Origin of the sequence: Pseudomonas fluorescens (genome assembly GCF_001623525.1) — a bacterium.
Taxonomy (GTDB): domain Bacteria; phylum Pseudomonadota; class Gammaproteobacteria; order Pseudomonadales; family Pseudomonadaceae; genus Aquipseudomonas; species Aquipseudomonas fluorescens_Q.
In genome coordinates this window covers 5,652,678-5,669,352 of sequence record NZ_CP015225.1, presented here as the reverse complement: position 1 = coordinate 5,669,352, position 16,675 = coordinate 5,652,678, and the positions used below count along the sequence as shown (strand labels likewise).

At 64.0% G+C, this 16,675-nt stretch carries 12 protein-coding genes; 9 read left to right on the top strand and 3 right to left on the bottom strand.

The features are described from left to right. The first annotated feature begins 70 nt into the window (after positions 1-70). From TK06_RS24530 to TK06_RS24515, 4 genes are all read left to right on the top strand, one after another. A complete protein-coding gene (locus TK06_RS24530) occupies positions 71-781 on the top strand; it encodes an ABC transporter ATP-binding protein (protein WP_063324161.1) in 711 nt (236 codons plus the stop codon). 1 nt (position 782) lies between these two features. After that, entirely contained in the window at positions 783-2,048 is a 1,266-nt protein-coding gene (locus tag TK06_RS24525; RefSeq protein ID WP_063324160.1) for an ABC transporter permease, read from the top strand. Between the two features lie 11 nt (positions 2,049-2,059). Continuing rightward, positions 2,060-2,578 (top strand): DUF3299 domain-containing protein, encoded by a 519-nt coding sequence (locus TK06_RS24520; RefSeq protein WP_013694320.1) that lies wholly within the window; start codon positions 2,060-2,062, stop codon positions 2,576-2,578. A gap of 260 nt (positions 2,579-2,838) precedes the next feature. Beyond that, positions 2,839-3,537 carry an OmpW/AlkL family protein gene (locus TK06_RS24515; protein ID WP_063324159.1) on the top strand — a complete coding sequence of 233 codons (699 nt, stop codon included), beginning with the start codon at positions 2,839-2,841 and terminating at the stop codon, positions 3,535-3,537. Between the two features lie 182 nt (positions 3,538-3,719). Here the strand turns inward: TK06_RS24515 and TK06_RS24510 are convergent, their stop codons facing one another. Both TK06_RS24510 and TK06_RS24505 read right to left on the bottom strand, forming a co-directional pair. Beyond that, on the bottom strand, positions 3,720-4,649 hold the full coding sequence (locus TK06_RS24510; protein ID WP_063324158.1) for an NAD-dependent epimerase/dehydratase family protein: 930 nt from the start codon (positions 4,647-4,649) through the stop codon (positions 3,720-3,722). Then, the gene (locus TK06_RS24505; protein WP_053188636.1) at positions 4,642-5,526 is read right to left on the bottom strand and encodes a sugar nucleotide-binding protein; all 885 of its coding nucleotides are present in this window, start codon (positions 5,524-5,526) and stop codon (positions 4,642-4,644) included. The genes TK06_RS24510 and TK06_RS24505 overlap by 8 nt, the downstream gene beginning before the upstream one ends. Before the next feature lie 212 nt (positions 5,527-5,738). Here TK06_RS24505 and TK06_RS24500 point away from each other — a divergent pair, with 212 nt between their 5' ends. Continuing rightward, complete coding sequence (locus tag TK06_RS24500) at positions 5,739-10,052, top strand: DEAD/DEAH box helicase (RefSeq protein ID WP_063324157.1); 4,314 nt, start codon at positions 5,739-5,741, stop codon at positions 10,050-10,052. 155 nt (positions 10,053-10,207) lie between these two features. Here TK06_RS24500 and TK06_RS24495 read toward each other — a convergent pair whose 3' ends face one another. After that, entirely contained in the window at positions 10,208-12,280 is a 2,073-nt protein-coding gene (locus TK06_RS24495) for a mechanosensitive ion channel family protein (protein WP_063324156.1), read from the bottom strand. Positions 12,281-12,538: 258 nt separating this feature from the next. Here TK06_RS24495 and TK06_RS24490 point away from each other — a divergent pair, with 258 nt between their 5' ends. The 4 genes from TK06_RS24490 to TK06_RS24475 are packed head-to-tail and all read left to right on the top strand — an operon-like array spanning position 12,539 to position 16,554. After that, the gene (locus TK06_RS24490) at positions 12,539-13,465 is read left to right on the top strand and encodes a DUF72 domain-containing protein (protein WP_063324155.1); all 927 of its coding nucleotides are present in this window, start codon (positions 12,539-12,541) and stop codon (positions 13,463-13,465) included. Continuing rightward, positions 13,462-14,271 (top strand): endonuclease/exonuclease/phosphatase family protein, encoded by an 810-nt coding sequence (locus tag TK06_RS24485; protein ID WP_063324154.1) that lies wholly within the window; start codon positions 13,462-13,464, stop codon positions 14,269-14,271. The genes TK06_RS24490 and TK06_RS24485 overlap by 4 nt, the downstream gene beginning before the upstream one ends. Then, entirely contained in the window at positions 14,268-15,566 is a 1,299-nt protein-coding gene (clsB, locus tag TK06_RS24480) for a cardiolipin synthase ClsB (protein WP_063324153.1), read from the top strand. Before TK06_RS24485 ends, clsB begins: the two co-directional genes overlap by 4 nt. Then, positions 15,553-16,554, top strand: a complete 1,002-nt coding sequence (locus tag TK06_RS24475; protein ID WP_063324152.1) for a lysylphosphatidylglycerol synthase domain-containing protein — start codon at positions 15,553-15,555, stop codon at positions 16,552-16,554. The genes clsB and TK06_RS24475 overlap by 14 nt, the downstream gene beginning before the upstream one ends. Positions 16,555-16,675 lie beyond the last annotated feature (121 nt).

Below are 16,675 nucleotides of genomic sequence, written 5' to 3'. Positions count from 1 at the left end.
TGCCTGACAAACCGCTATGGCGAGCAAGCTCGCTCCCACAGGAGTTGATCTTTAATCTGACCGGTTTCATATGACCCAAGCACTCATCGAACTCTCCGACCTAGGCTTCAGTTGGCCCGGGCATCCGCCGTTGCTGGATATCCCGGCGTTCCGCCTGGAGGCTGGTGAGACGCTGTTTCTCAAGGGCCCGAGCGGCAGCGGCAAGACCACCTTGCTGGGGCTGCTGGGCGGGGTGCAGACACCGGACCGCGGCAGCATCCGCCTGCTTGGCCAGGAACTCAGCGAACTGGGCGCAGGCCGTCGCGACCGCTTTCGCGTCGACCACACCGGCTATATCTTCCAGCAGTTCAACCTGCTGCCGTTTCTCTCGGTGCGCGAAAACGTCGAGCTGCCCTGTCACTTTTCCAAGCTGCGTGCGCAACGGGCGATCCAGCGCCACGGCAGCGTCGATCAAGCCGCCGCCACGCTGCTGGCCCACCTGGGCTTGACCGATCCGAACCTGTTGGGGCGGCGCGCCGACTCGCTGTCCATCGGCCAACAGCAACGGGTCGCCGCCGCCCGGGCCCTGATCGGCCAGCCGGAGCTGGTGATCGCCGACGAGCCGACTTCGGCCCTGGACTACGACGCCCGGGAAAACTTCCTGCGACTGCTGTTCGCCGAATGCCGCGAGGCCGGCTCGAGCCTGTTGTTCGTCAGCCACGACCAGAGCCTGGCACCGCTGTTCGACCGCAACCTGTCGCTGGCCGATCTCAATCGCGCCGCCACGCCACTCGAGGTTTGAGATGTATTTGTTCCGTCTAGCCATGGCCAGCCTGGCGAACCGCCGCTTCACCGCGATCCTCACCGCGTTTGCCATCGCCCTTTCTGTTTGTTTGTTGCTGGCAGTGGAGCGGGTACGTACCGAGGCGCGAGCCAGTTTCGCCAGCACCATCAGTGGCACTGACCTGATCGTCGGCGCCCGCTCCGGCTCGGTGAACCTGCTGCTGTATTCGGTGTTTCGCATCGGCAACGCCACCAACAACATCCGCTGGGACAGCTTTGAACACTTCGCCAGTAACCCGAAAGTGAAGTGGGCGATCCCCATGTCCCTAGGCGATTCCCACCGTGGTTATCGGGTGATGGGTACCACCGAGGCCTACTTCGAGCATTACCAGTACGGCCGCCAGCAGCACTTGGAACTGGCCGACGGCCGGGCTTTCGCAACCGATCCGTTCGAAGTGGTGCTCGGTGCCGAAGTGGCCGAGGCGCTGCACTACAAGCTCGGCGATAAACTGGTACTGGCCCACGGCGTGGCGGCGATCAGCCTGGTCAAGCATGACGACAAGCCCTTCACCGTGGTCGGGATTCTCAAGCGCACCGGCACCCCGGTGGACCGCACGCTGCACATCAGCCTCGGCGGCATGGAGGCGATCCACATCGACTGGAAGAACGGCGTGCCGGCCCAGGGCAATGGCCGCATCAGCGCCGACCAGGCCCGCAACATGGACCTCACGCCCCAAGCGATCACCGCGTTCATGCTCGGCCTCAACAACAAGATCTCCACCTTTGCCTTGCAGCGCGAGATCAACGAGTTCCGCGGCGAACCCTTGCTGGCGATCCTGCCCGGCGTGGCGCTTCAGGAATTGTGGAGCCTGATGGGCACCGCGGAAAAAGCCCTGTTCGTGATTTCGCTGTTCGTGGTCCTGACCGGGTTGATCGGCATGCTTACGGCGATCCTCACCAGCCTCAACGAGCGGCGCCGGGAAATGGCGATCCTGCGCTCGGTGGGTGCGCGGCCGTGGCACATCGCAACGCTGCTGGTGCTCGAAGCCTTCGCCCTGGCGCTGGCCGGGGTCATCGCCGGGCTGGCCTTGCTGTACATCGGCATCGCTGCCGCCCAGGGTTACGTGCAGTCGGCCTATGGCTTGTACCTGCCGCTGAGCTGGCCGAGCGAATATGAATGGACGCTGCTGGCTGGCATCCTGGTCGCCGCCCTGCTGATGGGCAGCGTGCCGGCCTGGCGCGCCTATCGCCAATCGTTGGCCGACGGCCTGTCGATCCGTCTATGAGGACCTTGAAAATGCCCCGCGCCCTGCTTGCGCTGTTGATGATGGTCGCCCTGCCGCTGTGGGCGGCCGAGCCGAGGGACCTGGCCTGGTCGGAAATGATCCCGCCGGACGCCCCGCCAGAAGTGCCGAACATGACCCCGCTGCACGACTTGTCGAAGATGAGCGACGCCCTGGCCGCCGAATCCGCCCCTGCGGCCAAGCAAGACTTGCCCAACGCCCCGGTGGTCAAGGCCCTCGATGGCCAGCAGATTCGTTTGCCGGGCTATATCGTGCCGCTGGAAGTCAGCGAGGAAGGTCGCACCACCGACTTTTTGCTGGTGCCGTATTTCGGCGCCTGTATCCACGTACCGCCACCGCCGTCCAACCAGATCGTGCATGTGAAAAGTGAAGTCGGGGTCAAGCTCGACGAGTTGTATCAACCGTACTGGGTCGAAGGGCCGATGCAGGTCAAGCCGTCCACCAGTGAACTGGCCGATGCCGGGTATCAGATGGAGGCCGAGAAGATTTATGTGTATGAGCTGCCGGAGTGAATCCGGTCGTGATGTGCGGTCAGTCAGATAGCTATCACGAGCAAGCTCGCTCCAACAGTTGATCGTGTTTCTTCAGAAAGCATGCGGTCGAATGATGTGGGAGCGAGCTTGCTCGCGATGGTTCCCTCGAATTTTCTCATCAGTGCTTTTATTGAGCTGAGTCAATTAAACACCCCCTGACTCATTGAGCTGGGTCAAAAGACCGGACCAGACGGCTTCGTACCATGAGACATCAAATTTCGATGCCCTCTGGAGCCCTCATGAACAAGTCCTTGCTCTGCGCTTCCCTCGCCGCCCTCGCGCTCGCCGCCCCACTCGCCCAGGCCCACACAGCCGGCGATATTATCGTTCGCGCCGGTGCCATCACCGTCAATCCGGAAGCCGACAGCTCCAGCGTCAAGGTCGACCGTGGCCCGCTGGCCGGCGCCGACCTGGGCGGCAAGGCGACCATGAGTAGCGACACGCAGTTGGGCTTGAACTTCGCCTACATGATCACCAACAACCTGGGGATCGAACTGCTGGCGGCCTCGCCGTTCGAGCACGACGTGAAAATCAAAGGCACCGCCCTGGGCGCGGCCAACAACAAGCTCGGCACCCTCAAGCACCTGCCGCCAACCCTCAGCCTGGTCTACTACCCACTCGACGCCAAGTCGACGTTCCAACCTTATGTCGGCGCCGGTATCAACTACACCTGGATCTACGACGAACACGTCGGCAGTGAAGCCAGCGCCAACGGCTTCAGCAATTTCCGCGCGAGCAACAGTTGGGGCATGGCGTGGCAAGTGGGTGCTGACTACATGTTGACCGACAACGTCATGATCAACGGCCAGATTCGCTACATCGACATCGACACCACCGCGTATGTGGACAACAACGCCGTGGCCGGCGGGACTCGGGCCAAGGTGAATGTCGATGTGGACCCATGGATCTACATGGTGGGGTTGGGTTACAAGTTTTAAATGGCAACGCAATGAACAGCTGACAACACATCCTGTGGCGAGGGAGCTTGCTCCCGCTCGAGCGCGAAGCGGTCGCAAATACTTTGGGTCTGCTTCGCAGCCCAGCGGGAGCAAGCTCCCTCGCCACAGTATTCACTCCAGCAAGTTCATGAAAAAGGCGCCTCGAAAGGCGCCTTTTTCGTTCAGCGGCCCAACAACCGCGCCAGCCCCACACTCAGCGGCGTTTGCTGGGGAAAGCTGAAGCGCTGCCCCAGCCGGCGATTGTCGGCCCGGGAATGGCGGATGTCGCCGGAACGCGCCGGGCCGTAGCTGATCGGCGGCAGATCACCCACCACGGCGGCCAGGGCCTGGAGCATCTGCTTGAGGGTCGTGGCCTGGTTCCAGCCGACGTTCACTGCCCCGACTTCCACTTCTGGTTTCTCGATGGCCTGCACCAGCAAGTCCACCAAGTCTTCGACGTAGACAAAATCCCGGGTCTGCTCGCCATCACCGAACACGGTGATCGGCAGGCCTTTCTGTGCCCGTTCGCTGAAGATGCTGATGACCCCGGAATACGGCGAGGACGGATCCTGGCGCGGGCCGTAGATGTTGAAGAAGCGGAACACCACCGGCTCCAGATCATGCTGGCGGCGATAGAAGTCGAAGTAGAACTCGCTGGCCAGTTTGTCCGAGGCATACGGCGTGAGCGGCGCCTTGGGGGTTTCTTCGTCGATCGACTCGCCTTCGCCGTTGTTGCCGTAGACCGCTGCGCTGGAGGCGAACAGCACCCGTTTCACACCGCTCTGGCGCATGGCTTCGCAGACATTCAGGGTGCCGATGAAATTGCTCTGGTGCGTGCGCACCGGGTCGTCCACCGAAGCTTGCACCGAAGCCACCGCCGCCAGGTGCGCGACGGCGCTGCAACCGGCCATGACCCGCGCCACCAGCGCGGCATCGGCGACGTCGCCTTCGATCAGTTCGACAGCGGGGTTGTCCAGCGGCAGGTTGCTGCGCTTGCCAGTGGACAGATCATCGAGGATGCGTACCGAATGTCCCTTGGCAAGCAAAGCGTCGGTCAGGTGCGAGCCAATGAAACCCGCGCCGCCGGTGATTAAAACAGGGCCTTCAGCCATGGCGATAAAACCTATCCAGTAAGCCCGGGAGTGCCGCGCGCCAGGCGCGGGGCTTGATCCCGAAAGTGTGCAGAATTTTCTTGCAGGCCAGCACCGCGTGCTGCGGTTCTTCCGCGGCGTCCGGCCGTGCGGCGTGGGCCTGGGGGGTGGGCGACTCGATGGCCAGCGGATGCAGGGCACGGGCTTCGGTCAGGATCGCCTGGCCCAGCGCCAGCGGTGTAGTCGCCTCGTGCCCGGCGTAATGATAAGTGCCCCACAGCGGCGCCGCGCAATCGAGTTGCTTGAGCACCGAGATGATCACCCGAGCCGCATCGTCCACCGGCGTCGGATTACCGCGGCGGTCGTCGGCCAGCAGCAACTCCTCGGGCTGTTCGGCCCGGGCCAGGAAACGCCCAAGGATGCCATCGGCGCTGTCGTCCAGCAGCCAGCCGAACCGCAGCAGCACGTGTTGCGGGCAGGTGGCGCGCACGCTTTGCTCGATCCGCCACAGCGCCTGGCCGCGCACGCCCAGGGGCACGGGCTCGTCTTTCTCGCTGTAGGCCGTGGCGCGGGAGCCATCGAACACGCGATAGCTCGACGGTTGCAGCAAGACGATGTTGTGATGCTGGCACAGCTCGGCCAGGCGCTCGACAGCGCGCTCCTGGCTGGCCAGGCGCTGCTCGCTGACAGCCTCGGCCTGGAACCAGTCGAAGTAGTACGCCAGGTTGATCAAGGCGTCCGGACGGGTGTCGTCGAGCAGTTGCGTCAGGCTCGCGGCATCCCAACCGTCTTCGGGCGGGCGGGGGGCAAGAAAACCGATGTCTTCTTCTGCACCGAGGCGAATCAGCGCCTGCCCAAGGGCATTTCCGCCGCCCAGTAACATAAGGCGCATTCGCATAAAGTCAGCAGGCCCAGTCTATTGGCACAAGAATTTGGTCGACCACGCCCGCAGGCGTTGTCGGAATCGTTGCATTTTGCGGGTTTAGTGCGCAACCGTCATCCGTAAAGTGTGGATCGCCAGGTTTGAGCGTCTTACAAGGCTGGTCGCTGACTTGTGGGCACAGTATCAGTACTTGCATCCTCCCCACCTCGCCCGCATAAACTGATCCTATGAATCTGCCCCTTGCAGCCGACCACGCCATGGCAGGCTTTCACCCCGCCGTTCGCGCCTGGTTCAGCCAGACATTCCCGGCGGTCACGGCCGCCCAGGCCCAAGCGTGGCCGTTGATCGGCCAGCGTCGTTCGACCCTGGTGGCGGCGCCTACCGGCTCGGGCAAGACCTTGACGGCTTTTCTCGCCGTGCTCGATGACCTGGTGCATCGCGGCCTGGAACAGGGCGGCCTGCCGGACCAAACGCTGGTGGTCTACGTCTCGCCGCTCAAGGCCTTGAGCAACGATATCCAGATCAACCTGCAAAATCCGCTGGCCGGCATCACCGAACAGCTGCGGCGGATGGACCTGCCCCCCCTGCACATCACCACCGCTGTGCGTACCGGCGACACGCCGCAGAAAGAACGCTCGGCGATGCGCAAGACCGCGCCGCACATCCTGGTGACCACCCCCGAATCGCTCTACGTGCTGCTCGGTTCCGATTCCGGCCGGCAGATGCTCGCCAGCACCCGCACGGTGATCGTCGACGAAATCCACGCCATCGCCGCCAGCAAGCGCGGCAGCCACCTGGCCTTGAGCCTGGAACGCCTGCAAGCCCTGTGCGCCGAACCGTTGATGCGCATCGGCCTGTCCGCCACGCAAAAGCCCATCGAAGCGGTGTCGCGTTTTCTCGTCGGTGAGGGACGTAGCTGCGAAATCGTCGACATCGGCCACGCCCGCCCCCGGGACCTGGACATAGAGGTGCCGCCAGTACCGCTGTCGGCGGTGATGGCCAATGACGTGTGGGAACTGGTCTACAACCGCCTCGCCGAGCTGGCCCGGGAACACCGCACCACCCTGGTGTTCGTCAACACCCGGCGCCTGGCCGAGCGCCTGAGCCGGCATCTGAGCGAGCGCCTGGGCAAGGACGCCGTGGCGGCCCATCACGGCAGCCTGGCCAAGGAGTTTCGCCTCGACGCCGAACAACGCCTCAAGCGCGGCGAACTGAAGGTACTGATCGCCACCGCCTCCCTGGAGCTGGGCATTGATATCGGCGATGTCGACCTGGTCTGCCAGATCGCCTCGCCCCGTTCGATCTCGGCGTTTCTACAAAGAGTCGGGCGCTCCGGGCACCAGGTCGGCGGCACGCCCAAGGGACGTCTGTTCGCCACCACCCGCGACGATTTGATCGAGTGCGCCGCCCTGCTCGACTGCGTGCGCCGTGGCGAGCTGGATATTTTGCACATCCCCAAGGCACCACTGGACGTGTTGGCCCAGCAGATTGTCGCCGAAGTCAGTTGCCAGGAATGGCCGGAGCAGGCGCTGCTGGAGACCTTCCGCCGCGCCTCGCCCTACGCCGAGCTGGACGAAGGGCATTACCAGGCGCTGTTGCAAATGCTCGCCGAAGGCCTCAATGGCCGCCAGGGCGTGCGCAGCGCCTACCTGCACCGCGATGCCGTGACCCGGACCCTGCGCGGACGCCGGGGCAGCAAGCTGACCGCCGTGACCAGCGGCGGCACCATTCCAGACAATGCCGACTACAGCGTGCTGCTCGAACCCCAAGGGCTGAACATCGGCAGCGTCAACGAAGACTTCGCGGTGGAGAGCATTGCCGGCGATGTGTTCCAGTTGGGCAATACGTCGTATCGCATCATTCGCGTCGAGACTGGCCGCGTGCGGGTCGAAGACGCCCAGGGCCAGCCGCCGACCATTCCGTTCTGGCTCGGCGAAGCCCCCGGGCGCAGCGCCGAATTGTCCCTGGCCGTGGCGCGCCTGCAAGCCCAGCTCGATCACCTGCTCGGCGCCACGCCGGGCAACCTGCAACCGGCCCTCGATTGGCTCACCGGCACCCTGCAACTGAACCTGGCCAGCGCCGAACAACTGGTGGATTACCTCGCCCCCGCGCGCCTGGCCTTCGGCGCCCTGCCGTCCCAGGACACGCTGCTGATGGAGCGGTTTTTCGACGAGTCCGGCGGCACGCAACTGATCATCCACACGCCCTTCGGCAGCCGTATCAACCGCGCCTGGGGCCTGGCCTTGCGCAAGCGCTTCTGCCGTACCTTCAACTTCGAATTGCAGGCCGCCGCCAGTGAAGACGCCATCGTGCTCTCGCTGTCCACCAGCCACAGCTTCGAACTGGACGAAGTGTGGCGCTACCTCAACAGCCACAGCGCCGAGCAGATCCTGGTCCAGGCGGTGCTGGATGCGCCGCTGTTCGGCGTGCGCTGGCGCTGGAACGCTGGCGTGGCCCTGGCCTTGCCGCGCTACGCCGGCGGGCGCAAAGTCGCCCCGCAGATCCAGCGCATGAAAAGCGAGGACCTGATCGCCAGCGTGTTTCCGGACCAGATCGCCTGCCTGGAAAACCTCGCCGGCGAGCGTGAGATCCCCGACCATCCGCTGGTGGAACAAACCCTCGACGATTGCCTGCACGAAGCCATGGACAGCGAAGGTTGGCTGACGCTGTTGCGGCGCATGGAAGCCGGCCAGATTCGCCTGATCAGCCGCGATCTGCCGGCGCCCTCGCCGCTGGCGGCAGAAATCCTCAGCGCCCGGCCCTACACCTTTCTCGACGACGCGCCGCTGGAAGAACGGCGCACCCAGGCGGTGATCAACCGGCGCTGGAGCGATCCACAGGCCACCGACGACCTCGGCGCCCTGGACGCCGAAGCCATCCAGTCGGTCCGGGATGAAGCCTGGCCGACGCCGACCAATCTCGATGAGATGCACGAAGCCTTGATGAGCCTGGCCTGCATCGCCGACAGCGAAGCCAGCGCCCACGCGTCGTGGCTGGATTGGTTGCAGACGCTGGCCGAGGGCGGACGCGCCAGCCATGTGCAGATCAGCGCCGAACGCGGCTTGTGGGTGGCGCTGGAACGGCTGACGTGTCTGCAAGCGGTTTATCCACAGGCCCAATGGCAACCAGCGCTGACGCCCTTGGCCGGTTTCGATGAAACCTGGGACGGCGACGAGGCCCTGGTGGAAGTGCTCCGCGCCCGACTCAGCGCCTTTGGCCCGCTACCGTTGAAGGCCATTGCCTACCCGCTGGGGTTGTCGACACCGCAGGTCACCCAAGCCCTGGCGCAACTCGAGCAGCAAGGCTATGTGCTGCGCGGCCGGTTCACGCCGGGCACCGGCCAGGAGGAATGGTGCGAGCGGCATTTGCTGGCGCGGATTCATCGCTACACGGTCAAGCGCCTGCGCCGGGAAATCGAGCCGGTGATGCTGCAGGATTTCATGCGTTTCCTGTTCGACTGGCAACACCTGTCATCGTCCAGCCAAGGTCGGGGCAATGCCGTGCTGCCGTCGATCCTCGGCCAGTTCGAAGGTTTCCCGGCCGCGGCGTCAGCCTGGGACAGCGACCTGCTGCCGGCGCGGATCAAAGACTATTCGCCCAGTTGGCTCGATGAGTTGTGCCGCAGTGGCAAGTGGGTATGGACGCGCCTGAGTGCGCACCAGAAGCCTTCCGCCAGCGCCCTGCGCAGCACGCCGGTGGTATTGCTGCCGCGCAGCCAGGTGGCGTTGTGGAGCAGCCTGGCCGGGCAAACGGCCCTTGATGAGCTGTCGCCCAAGACACAAAAAGTCCATCAGGCCCTCGCCGAACACGGCGCGCTGTTTTTCGACGAACTGGCCCACGAGGCTCATCTGCTGCGCAGCGAACTGGAAATCGCCTTGCAGGAACTGGTGGGCGCCGGATTGGTGAATGCCGACAGTTTCGCCGGCCTGCGCGCGCTGATCACCCCCGCCAGCAAACGCCAGGCCCGCAGCAGTCGGCGCGGGCGCGGTGCGTTTGTCGGCGGCATGGACGACGCAGGACGCTGGGCCTTGCTGCGCCGTAGCCAACCCGCGCCGGTGGAAGGCAACCGTCCGGCGCCGACACCGCCCGAGACCCTGGAGCACGTCGCCATGACCCTGCTGCGCCGCTACGGTGTGGTGTTCTGGCGCTTGCTGGAGCGGGAGGCGGATTGGTTGCCGAGCTGGCGCGAGCTGCTGCGCACCTTTCATCGGTTGGAGGCACGGGGCGAGATTCGTGGCGGGCGGTTCGTCAGCGGCCTGGCAGGTGAACAATTCGCCCTGCCCGAAGCCATCCCGCTGCTGCGCGAAGTACGCCGCCGCCCCACCGACGGCAGCCTGGTGGCGGTGTGCGGCGTCGACCCGCTGAACCTGGCCGGCACCCTGCTGCCGGGGGCGAAAGTGCCGGCGCTGGCGGGCAATCGGCTGGTGTATCGTGATGGTTTGCCGGTGGCGGCGCAGATTGCTGGCAAGCAGCATCTTTGGATGGAGTTGGATGCTCAAGGGATGGCTGAGATCCGGAATAAGCTGATCCAACACCATTAGCCTACACATCACACCTGTGGCGAGGGAGCTTGCTCCCGCTGGGCTGCGTAGCAGCCCCAAACAATACATCCGCGCGCGGCAATATCCGCCCAAAGCGACGACTGCTTCGCAGCCGAGCGGGAGCAAGCTCCCTCGCCACAGGGTTACCGATTAGCTCACGACTCCCCCGATTCTTTCGGCTCCTCCACGAACCGCTTGGGCAACATCACCTGCTGTGGATAAGTCTGCGCAAAGTGCACCGCCGGGTGGTTATCCACAAGCTTCTTCAACTGCTGGTTGAACGCCCGGCTCACCGCATATTGCCCACCCGACACGGTGCGGAACTGCGCCGTGAGCACCACGCCGTTGAGGTCCATCTTGTCCACGCCAAACACATCCAACGGCCCTTGCAGGTTGAACTTGAGGAACGGGTCTTCGGCGATCGAACGCCCGGCCTCGCGAATCAGCTCGATGGCCTGGTCGACATCGGTGTCGTATGTGAATTGCACGGAGAAAAACGCAAAGGCGAATTGCCGGGACTGGTTTGTCACCGCCTTGATCTGGCCGAACGGCACCGAATGCACGAAGCCCTTGCCGTCGCGCAGGCGCAGGGTGCGGATGGTCAGGCCTTCGACGGTGCCGGCGTGGCCGGAGCTGAGCACGACCCAGTCGCCGATGGACAGCGTGTCTTCGATAATGATGAACAGCCCAGTGATGACGTCCTGCACCAGTTGCTGGGAACCGAAGCCGATCGCCAGCCCCACCACCCCGGCACCGGCCAGCAACGGCGCGACGTTGATGCCCAGGTTGGCCATGGTGGTGATCGCGCAAATCACCACCAGGATGATTTTCGCCGCGTTGCGCAACAGCGGCAGGATGGTCTTGACCCGGGTGCTGGGCTGGCGGGCCCCGCGTTTGTTCAGCGGCGGCTTCAAGGCTTCCTGGATCGCCGTGTCGAGCACCACCCACGTGAGCCAGGTCATCAGGAAGATCAGGCCGATGCGGCTCAAGGAATCGCTGATCGCCCGGCCTATGGCATTGCGCGAGGCGAACTCGAACAGGGAAATGCCCCAGATCCGTCCGAGGACTTCGATGAATACCACCGCCATGACGATGCGCAGCAACGCGTGCAGCAGGCTCAACAGGCGGCCCTTGTAGGCGCTGTTGCGCTGGATGGTCTCGGCCTTGGGCGACTTGAAGACGTGTTGGAACACGGTGCTGAGGAACACCGTGGCGATCAGCAGGATGGTGGTGAACAGCGCACAACGCAGGGCTTTCTGGTTGTCCTCGCCGACACCGATCAGGCTCACCGCCGACACCAGCACCATCAACAGGATCGGCCAATACCAGAGCCCGGAGAAAATCCGCAGCGACTCCTGCAAGGCCGGTTGCTTCAAGCGCTGGGCCAGCGGGCGGTTGCGGATCAGGTGCGCCACGGGCCTGCGCATGCGAATCACCAGCCAGCCAAAGATCACCGAGGCAAACAAGCCGGTGAACACTGCGATGCTGCTGGTGATGTTGCCGCCCAGTTGCCGGGCGATCTGCGGGCTGGTCAGGGCATCGCTGAGGGCGGCGAGAAAACCGATCATGAACAATGGCCGGGGGCTGAAGCGCCGGATCATCGCCACCGCCCGGCGTTTGTGACCCGCGTTGAACATCACGATCACGCACAGCAACACCGAGGTGGAGAAAATGCCGCTGCTGGTGGCGTAGGCGAAGCACAGCGCCAGGGCGCGACCGACCGACACCTGCAGGAAGTGGCTGACGTACAGGGTCAGCGGCAGGCAGATCAACGCCGCAGCGGTGTACGGCAGCAGATAACCGAGCAGGTCGCGCAGGCGCTGGCGGGTGCGCAACCAGCGGCGCCGGCCCAGATGGCGCAGCAGCAGCCGCGCGCCCGACCAGATCAGTGCAAAAGCGCCAATCCAGACGCTCGACAACAACAGGAAATCCCCCGCCACGCGCCAGGACGAACGGGACGTCTGGTCCACCAGCCGGTCCACCTCATCCGCCGCCCGGTCCGCCCGCAGGCGCCAGGCATCCACCAGGCTCTGGTTGAGATCGAGCTTGTCCTGGACGTCGTCGATGCTCGAACTGATGGCCCCCAATAAACCGCCCTGCACCAGCGGCGCAGGTTCGGCGGGCGGTTCATCGGGCTTGGAGGTGCCAGGGACAGCGGCGGTGCCGTAGGCGCTGGTGCCGGTCAGCGCCAGCAAGAACAGCAGCAATACAGTGCTCAATCGAGACAAGACGCGAGGCTCCTTCACACGGGATCGGTAAGGAACTGATCAATATTGGGCCGGCAAGTTCGCTCGCAAGGCCAATACAACCCCTGTGGCGAGGGAGCTTGCTCCCGCTGGGGCGCGCAGCGGCCCTGTTTTTGGGACTTACTGCGCATCCCTCGGCACAGGTTCACTGCCGCCGGGCACCCCATCGAAACTTTCCGGGCCGCGCAACAGTCATCAAAAGACACAGGCGGTACGAGGTCATTGGCACGGGAGGGATACATGACGGCGATCCACATTGGCATTTCCGGCTGGCGCTACACGCCTTGGCGGGGAGATTTCTACCCCAAGGGGCTGACCCAGAAACGGGAACTGCAATTTGCCTCGCGAGCGGTCAACAGTATCGAAATCAATGGATCGTTCTACGCCCTGCAACGCCCCGAACGGTATGCCCAGTGGTACGCCGAGACACCGCCCGGCTTCGTGTTCAGCGTCAAGGCCCCGCGCTTCATCACCCACATCAAGCGCCTGCGAGACATCCGCAAGCCGTTGGCCAATTTCTTCGCCTCCGGCGTGCTGGAGCTCAAGGAGAAGCTGGGCGCGATCCTCTGGCAGTTTCCGCCCAGCTTCAAGTTCGACCCCGAGCTGTTCGAAGACTTCCTCAAGCAACTGCCCCACGACACCGAAGGTGCCGCCGCCCTGGCCCGCGAGCACGAGCCGCGCCTGGACGGCCATGCCAGCACCACCACTGATAAAAAGCGCCCACTGCGCCACGCCGTGGAAATCCGCCATGAGAGCTTTATCGACCCGCACTTCGTCACACTGCTCAAGCGCTACGACGTGGCCCTGGTGATCGCCGACACCGCCGGTAAATGGCCCTATCGTGAAGACGTCACCAGCGATTTCGTCTACCTGCGCCTGCACGGCGCCGAGCAGCTGTACGCCAGCGGCTATACCAACGAGGCGTTGAAGCGCTGGGGCGCGCGGATCGAGGCCTGGAGCCACGGCAAACAACCCACCGACGCCCAGTTGATCGACCCCGACAAGAAGCCCCGGGCCCGTAAAAGCCGGGAAGTGTTCTGCTATTTCGACAACGACATCAAAGTCCGCGCGCCCTATGACGCACGCCACTTGCTGGAGCACTTCCATCTGGACAAGGACCTCGCCACCGCGCCCGGCGAGCGCCCGGCCGAAGGGGTGTTGCCATGAACCGCCCGGAAACCAGCGAAGCGACCCACGAACCGACCCAGCAACAGGCCCAGGTTCTCGACCGGGTCAGCCGTTTCACCGTGCTGACGGTCAACACCCACAAAGGCTTCACCGCCCTGAACCGGCGCTTCATCCTGCCGGAACTGCGCGAAGCGGTGCGCAGCGTGTCCGCCGATGTGGTGTTCTTGCAGGAAGTCCACGGCACTCACGAACACCACCCCCAGCGCTACAGCAACTGGCCGAGCATGCCGCAATACGAGTTCCTGGCCGACAGCCTCTGGCCGCAGTTCGCCTACGGGCGCAACGCGGTGTACCCGGCGGGCGACCACGGCAACGCGCTGTTGTCGAAATTTCAGATCATCCGCCACGACAACCTGGACGTATCCATCAGCGGCCATGAGAGCCGCGGCATGCTCCACAGCGTGCTGCGCCTGCCGGGCGATGGACAGCAGGTGCACGCCATTTGCGTGCACCTGGGGCTGCGCGAAGGTCATCGTGTCGAGCAACTCAAGCTGCTTTGCCAGCGCTTGAGCGAACTGCCGCCCGACGCGCCAGTGATCGTCGCTGGCGACTTCAACGACTGGCGCGGCAAGGCCAGCGAACTGCTCGAACCCTGCGGCCTGCGGGAAGTGTTCGCCGAGCAGTTGGGCAAGCCGGCACGCAGCTTTCCGGCGCGCCTGCCGATCCTGCGCCTGGACCGCATCTACGTGCGCAACCTCAAGGCTCATCACCCCAAAGTGCTGAGCGTACGTCCCTGGTCGCACCTGTCCGACCATGCACCGCTGTCGGTGGAGATCGAACTATGAGCGCGACGATGAACAAGGCGACGGTTGAGCAGGTCGAGGCGCCACTCACCGAGCGCAACCCGGCGCTGACGGATATCGAATACGGCTGGCACGGCAACAATCGCGTCAAGCTGTTGGAAAACGGCGAAGAGTATTTCCCCAGAGTCTTCGAAGCCATTCGCCGGGCCGAGGCAGAAATCCTCCTGGAGACTTTCATCCTGTTCGAGGACAAGGTCGGTTATGAACTGCGGGACCTGTTGGTCGAAGCTGCCGCACGGGGCGTGCGCATCACCGTCAGCCTCGATGGCTTCGGCTGCGGTGAGCTGACCACCGGTTTCCTGGCCTCATTGAGCGACGCCGGGGTGCGCTTGCAGATGTTCGACCCGGCGCCCCGGCGCCTGGGGATCCGCACCAACTGGTTCCGCCGCCTGCACCGCAAGATCGTGGTGGTGGACGGGGTGATTGCCTTCATCGGCGGGATCAATTTTTCCGCCGACCACCTGGGCGATTTCGGCGCCGAGGCCAAGCAGGACTATTCCGTGGAGGTCAAAGGCCCGGCGGTGGTGGATATCCATCACTTCGCGCTATTGCAGAGCGGCCGGCCGGCCCGGGCCAAATACTGGTGGCAACGCCGCCGTAGCCGCCGCAACGAGCTGGCGCTCAGCGACCACGACGGCCAGGTGCGCCTGGTCTACCGGGATAATCACGAACACCAGACCGACATTGAAGAGGTTTACCTGCAAGTGCTGCGCAGCGCCCAGCGGCGGGTGGTGATCGCCAATGCCTACTTCTTCCCTGGCTACCGGTTGCTGCGCGAGATCCGCAACGCGGCACGGCGGGGCGTGGAAGTACGGCTGATCCTGCAGGGCCAGCCGGACATGATGATCGCCAAGCTCGCCGCGCGCATGCTCTACAGCTACCTGCTCAAGGCAGGCGTGGTGATCTACGAATATTGCGAGCGACCGCTGCACGGCAAGGTCGCCCTGGTGGATGAGGATTGGAGCACGGTGGGTTCGAGCAACCTCGACCCGCTGAGCCTGTCCCTGAATCTGGAAGCCAATGTGCTGATCCGCGACCGGGCGTTCAATCGCGAGTTGTTCGAGCGCCTCGACTATCTGAGCCGCAACCATTGCACCGCCATGCCCGAGGACCACGCCCCCCGGGGCCTGTTGTGGCGCATGACCATCGGTTTCATGGTGTTCCACTTCTTGCGCCATTTCCCGGCCTGGGCCGGCTGGCTGCCGGCCCATAAACCGCGTCTGAAACCATTTTCACCGCCGACGGCGGTCCGGAGCGAACCCCATGAACCACTCTGAAGCGCACGCCGCGCCGAGAGATGCCCATGCGCCGGAACAGTCCAAGCCCAAATCCCGCTGGAGCCGCTGGAAAAGACCGCTGACCCTGGCGTTTTTCCTGCTGTTGATCGTGCTGTTCACCACCTTGGCCCGCCGCATCGATTGGTCGGAAGTGTTCGCCACCCTGGCGGACTTCAAGGTGCGCACCTTGATCATCGCCGCCGCGCTGACCGTCACCAGTTTCATCACCTATGCCTGCTTCGACCTGATCGGCCGCACCTACATCCGCCAGAAACTCGGTTGGCGGCAGATCTTGCCGGTGGGGGTGATCAGTTACGCGTTCAACCTCAACCTCAGCGCCTGGGTAGGCGGTATCGCCATGCGCTATCGCCTGTATTCGCGACTGGGGGTCAGCACCGGGAACATTGCCAAAATTCTCGGCCTGAGCCTGGCCACCAACTGGTTCGGCTACATGACCTTGGCCGGGGTGGTGTTCAGCAGCGGCCTGGTGACCATGCCGCCGGGCTGGAAACTCAGCAGCGATGCGTTGCAAGGCGTCGGCGCGCTGTTGCTGCTGGTGAGTGCCGGTTACCTGGTGGCCTGCCGGTTTTCCAAGCGCCGCGCCTGGACGATTCGCGGCATGGAAATCAACCTGCCATCACCGCGCATGGCGGTGCTGCAACTGGCGTTGGGCGCGCTGAACTGGTCGTTGATGGCGGCGGTGATCTTCACGTTGCTGCCCGGCAAACTGGATTATCCGGTGGTGCTCGGGGTGTTGCTGATCAGCAGCATTGCGGGGGTCATCACCCACATTCCGGCGGGGCTTGGGGTGTTGGAAGCGGTGTTCGTTGCGCTGCTGCAACATGAAGTGTCGCGGGGCAGCCTGCTGGCGGGATTGATCGCCTACCGGGCGATCTATTTCATCCTGCCGTTGCTGATTACCGTGGTGATGTACCTGGTGATCGAGGCGAAGGCCAAGGCGTTGCGGGTCAAGCCTGGTGTCAAGTGATGGGTTGCCTGGCCTCATCGCGAGCAAGCTCACTCCCACATTGGATCGGTTGTGAACACACCTATCTCGATCGCTACACATCCCCTGTGGAAGCGAGCCTGCTCGCGATGGGCCCCCAACA

What these genes read in the sequence shown, in the direction of transcription:
- TK06_RS24485 (WP_063324154.1), top strand. Translation starts at nt 13,462, where the DNA reads ATGAACCGCCCGGAAACCAGCGAAGCGACCCACGAACCGACCCAGCAA.
- TK06_RS24490 (WP_063324155.1), top strand. Translation starts at nt 12,539, where the DNA reads ATGACGGCGATCCACATTGGCATTTCCGGCTGGCGCTACACGCCTTGG.
- TK06_RS24530 (WP_063324161.1), top strand. Translation starts at nt 71, where the DNA reads ATGACCCAAGCACTCATCGAACTCTCCGACCTAGGCTTCAGTTGGCCC.
- TK06_RS24515 (WP_063324159.1), top strand. Translation starts at nt 2,839, where the DNA reads ATGAACAAGTCCTTGCTCTGCGCTTCCCTCGCCGCCCTCGCGCTCGCC.
- TK06_RS24505 (WP_053188636.1), bottom strand. Translation starts at nt 5,526, where the DNA reads ATGCGAATGCGCCTTATGTTACTGGGCGGCGGAAATGCCCTTGGGCAG.
- TK06_RS24510 (WP_063324158.1), bottom strand. Translation starts at nt 4,649, where the DNA reads ATGGCTGAAGGCCCTGTTTTAATCACCGGCGGCGCGGGTTTCATTGGC.
- TK06_RS24500 (WP_063324157.1), top strand. Translation starts at nt 5,739, where the DNA reads ATGAATCTGCCCCTTGCAGCCGACCACGCCATGGCAGGCTTTCACCCC.
- TK06_RS24475 (WP_063324152.1), top strand. Translation starts at nt 15,553, where the DNA reads ATGAACCACTCTGAAGCGCACGCCGCGCCGAGAGATGCCCATGCGCCG.
- TK06_RS24525 (WP_063324160.1), top strand. Translation starts at nt 783, where the DNA reads ATGTATTTGTTCCGTCTAGCCATGGCCAGCCTGGCGAACCGCCGCTTC.
- clsB (WP_063324153.1), top strand. Translation starts at nt 14,268, where the DNA reads ATGAGCGCGACGATGAACAAGGCGACGGTTGAGCAGGTCGAGGCGCCA.
- TK06_RS24520 (WP_013694320.1), top strand. Translation starts at nt 2,060, where the DNA reads ATGCCCCGCGCCCTGCTTGCGCTGTTGATGATGGTCGCCCTGCCGCTG.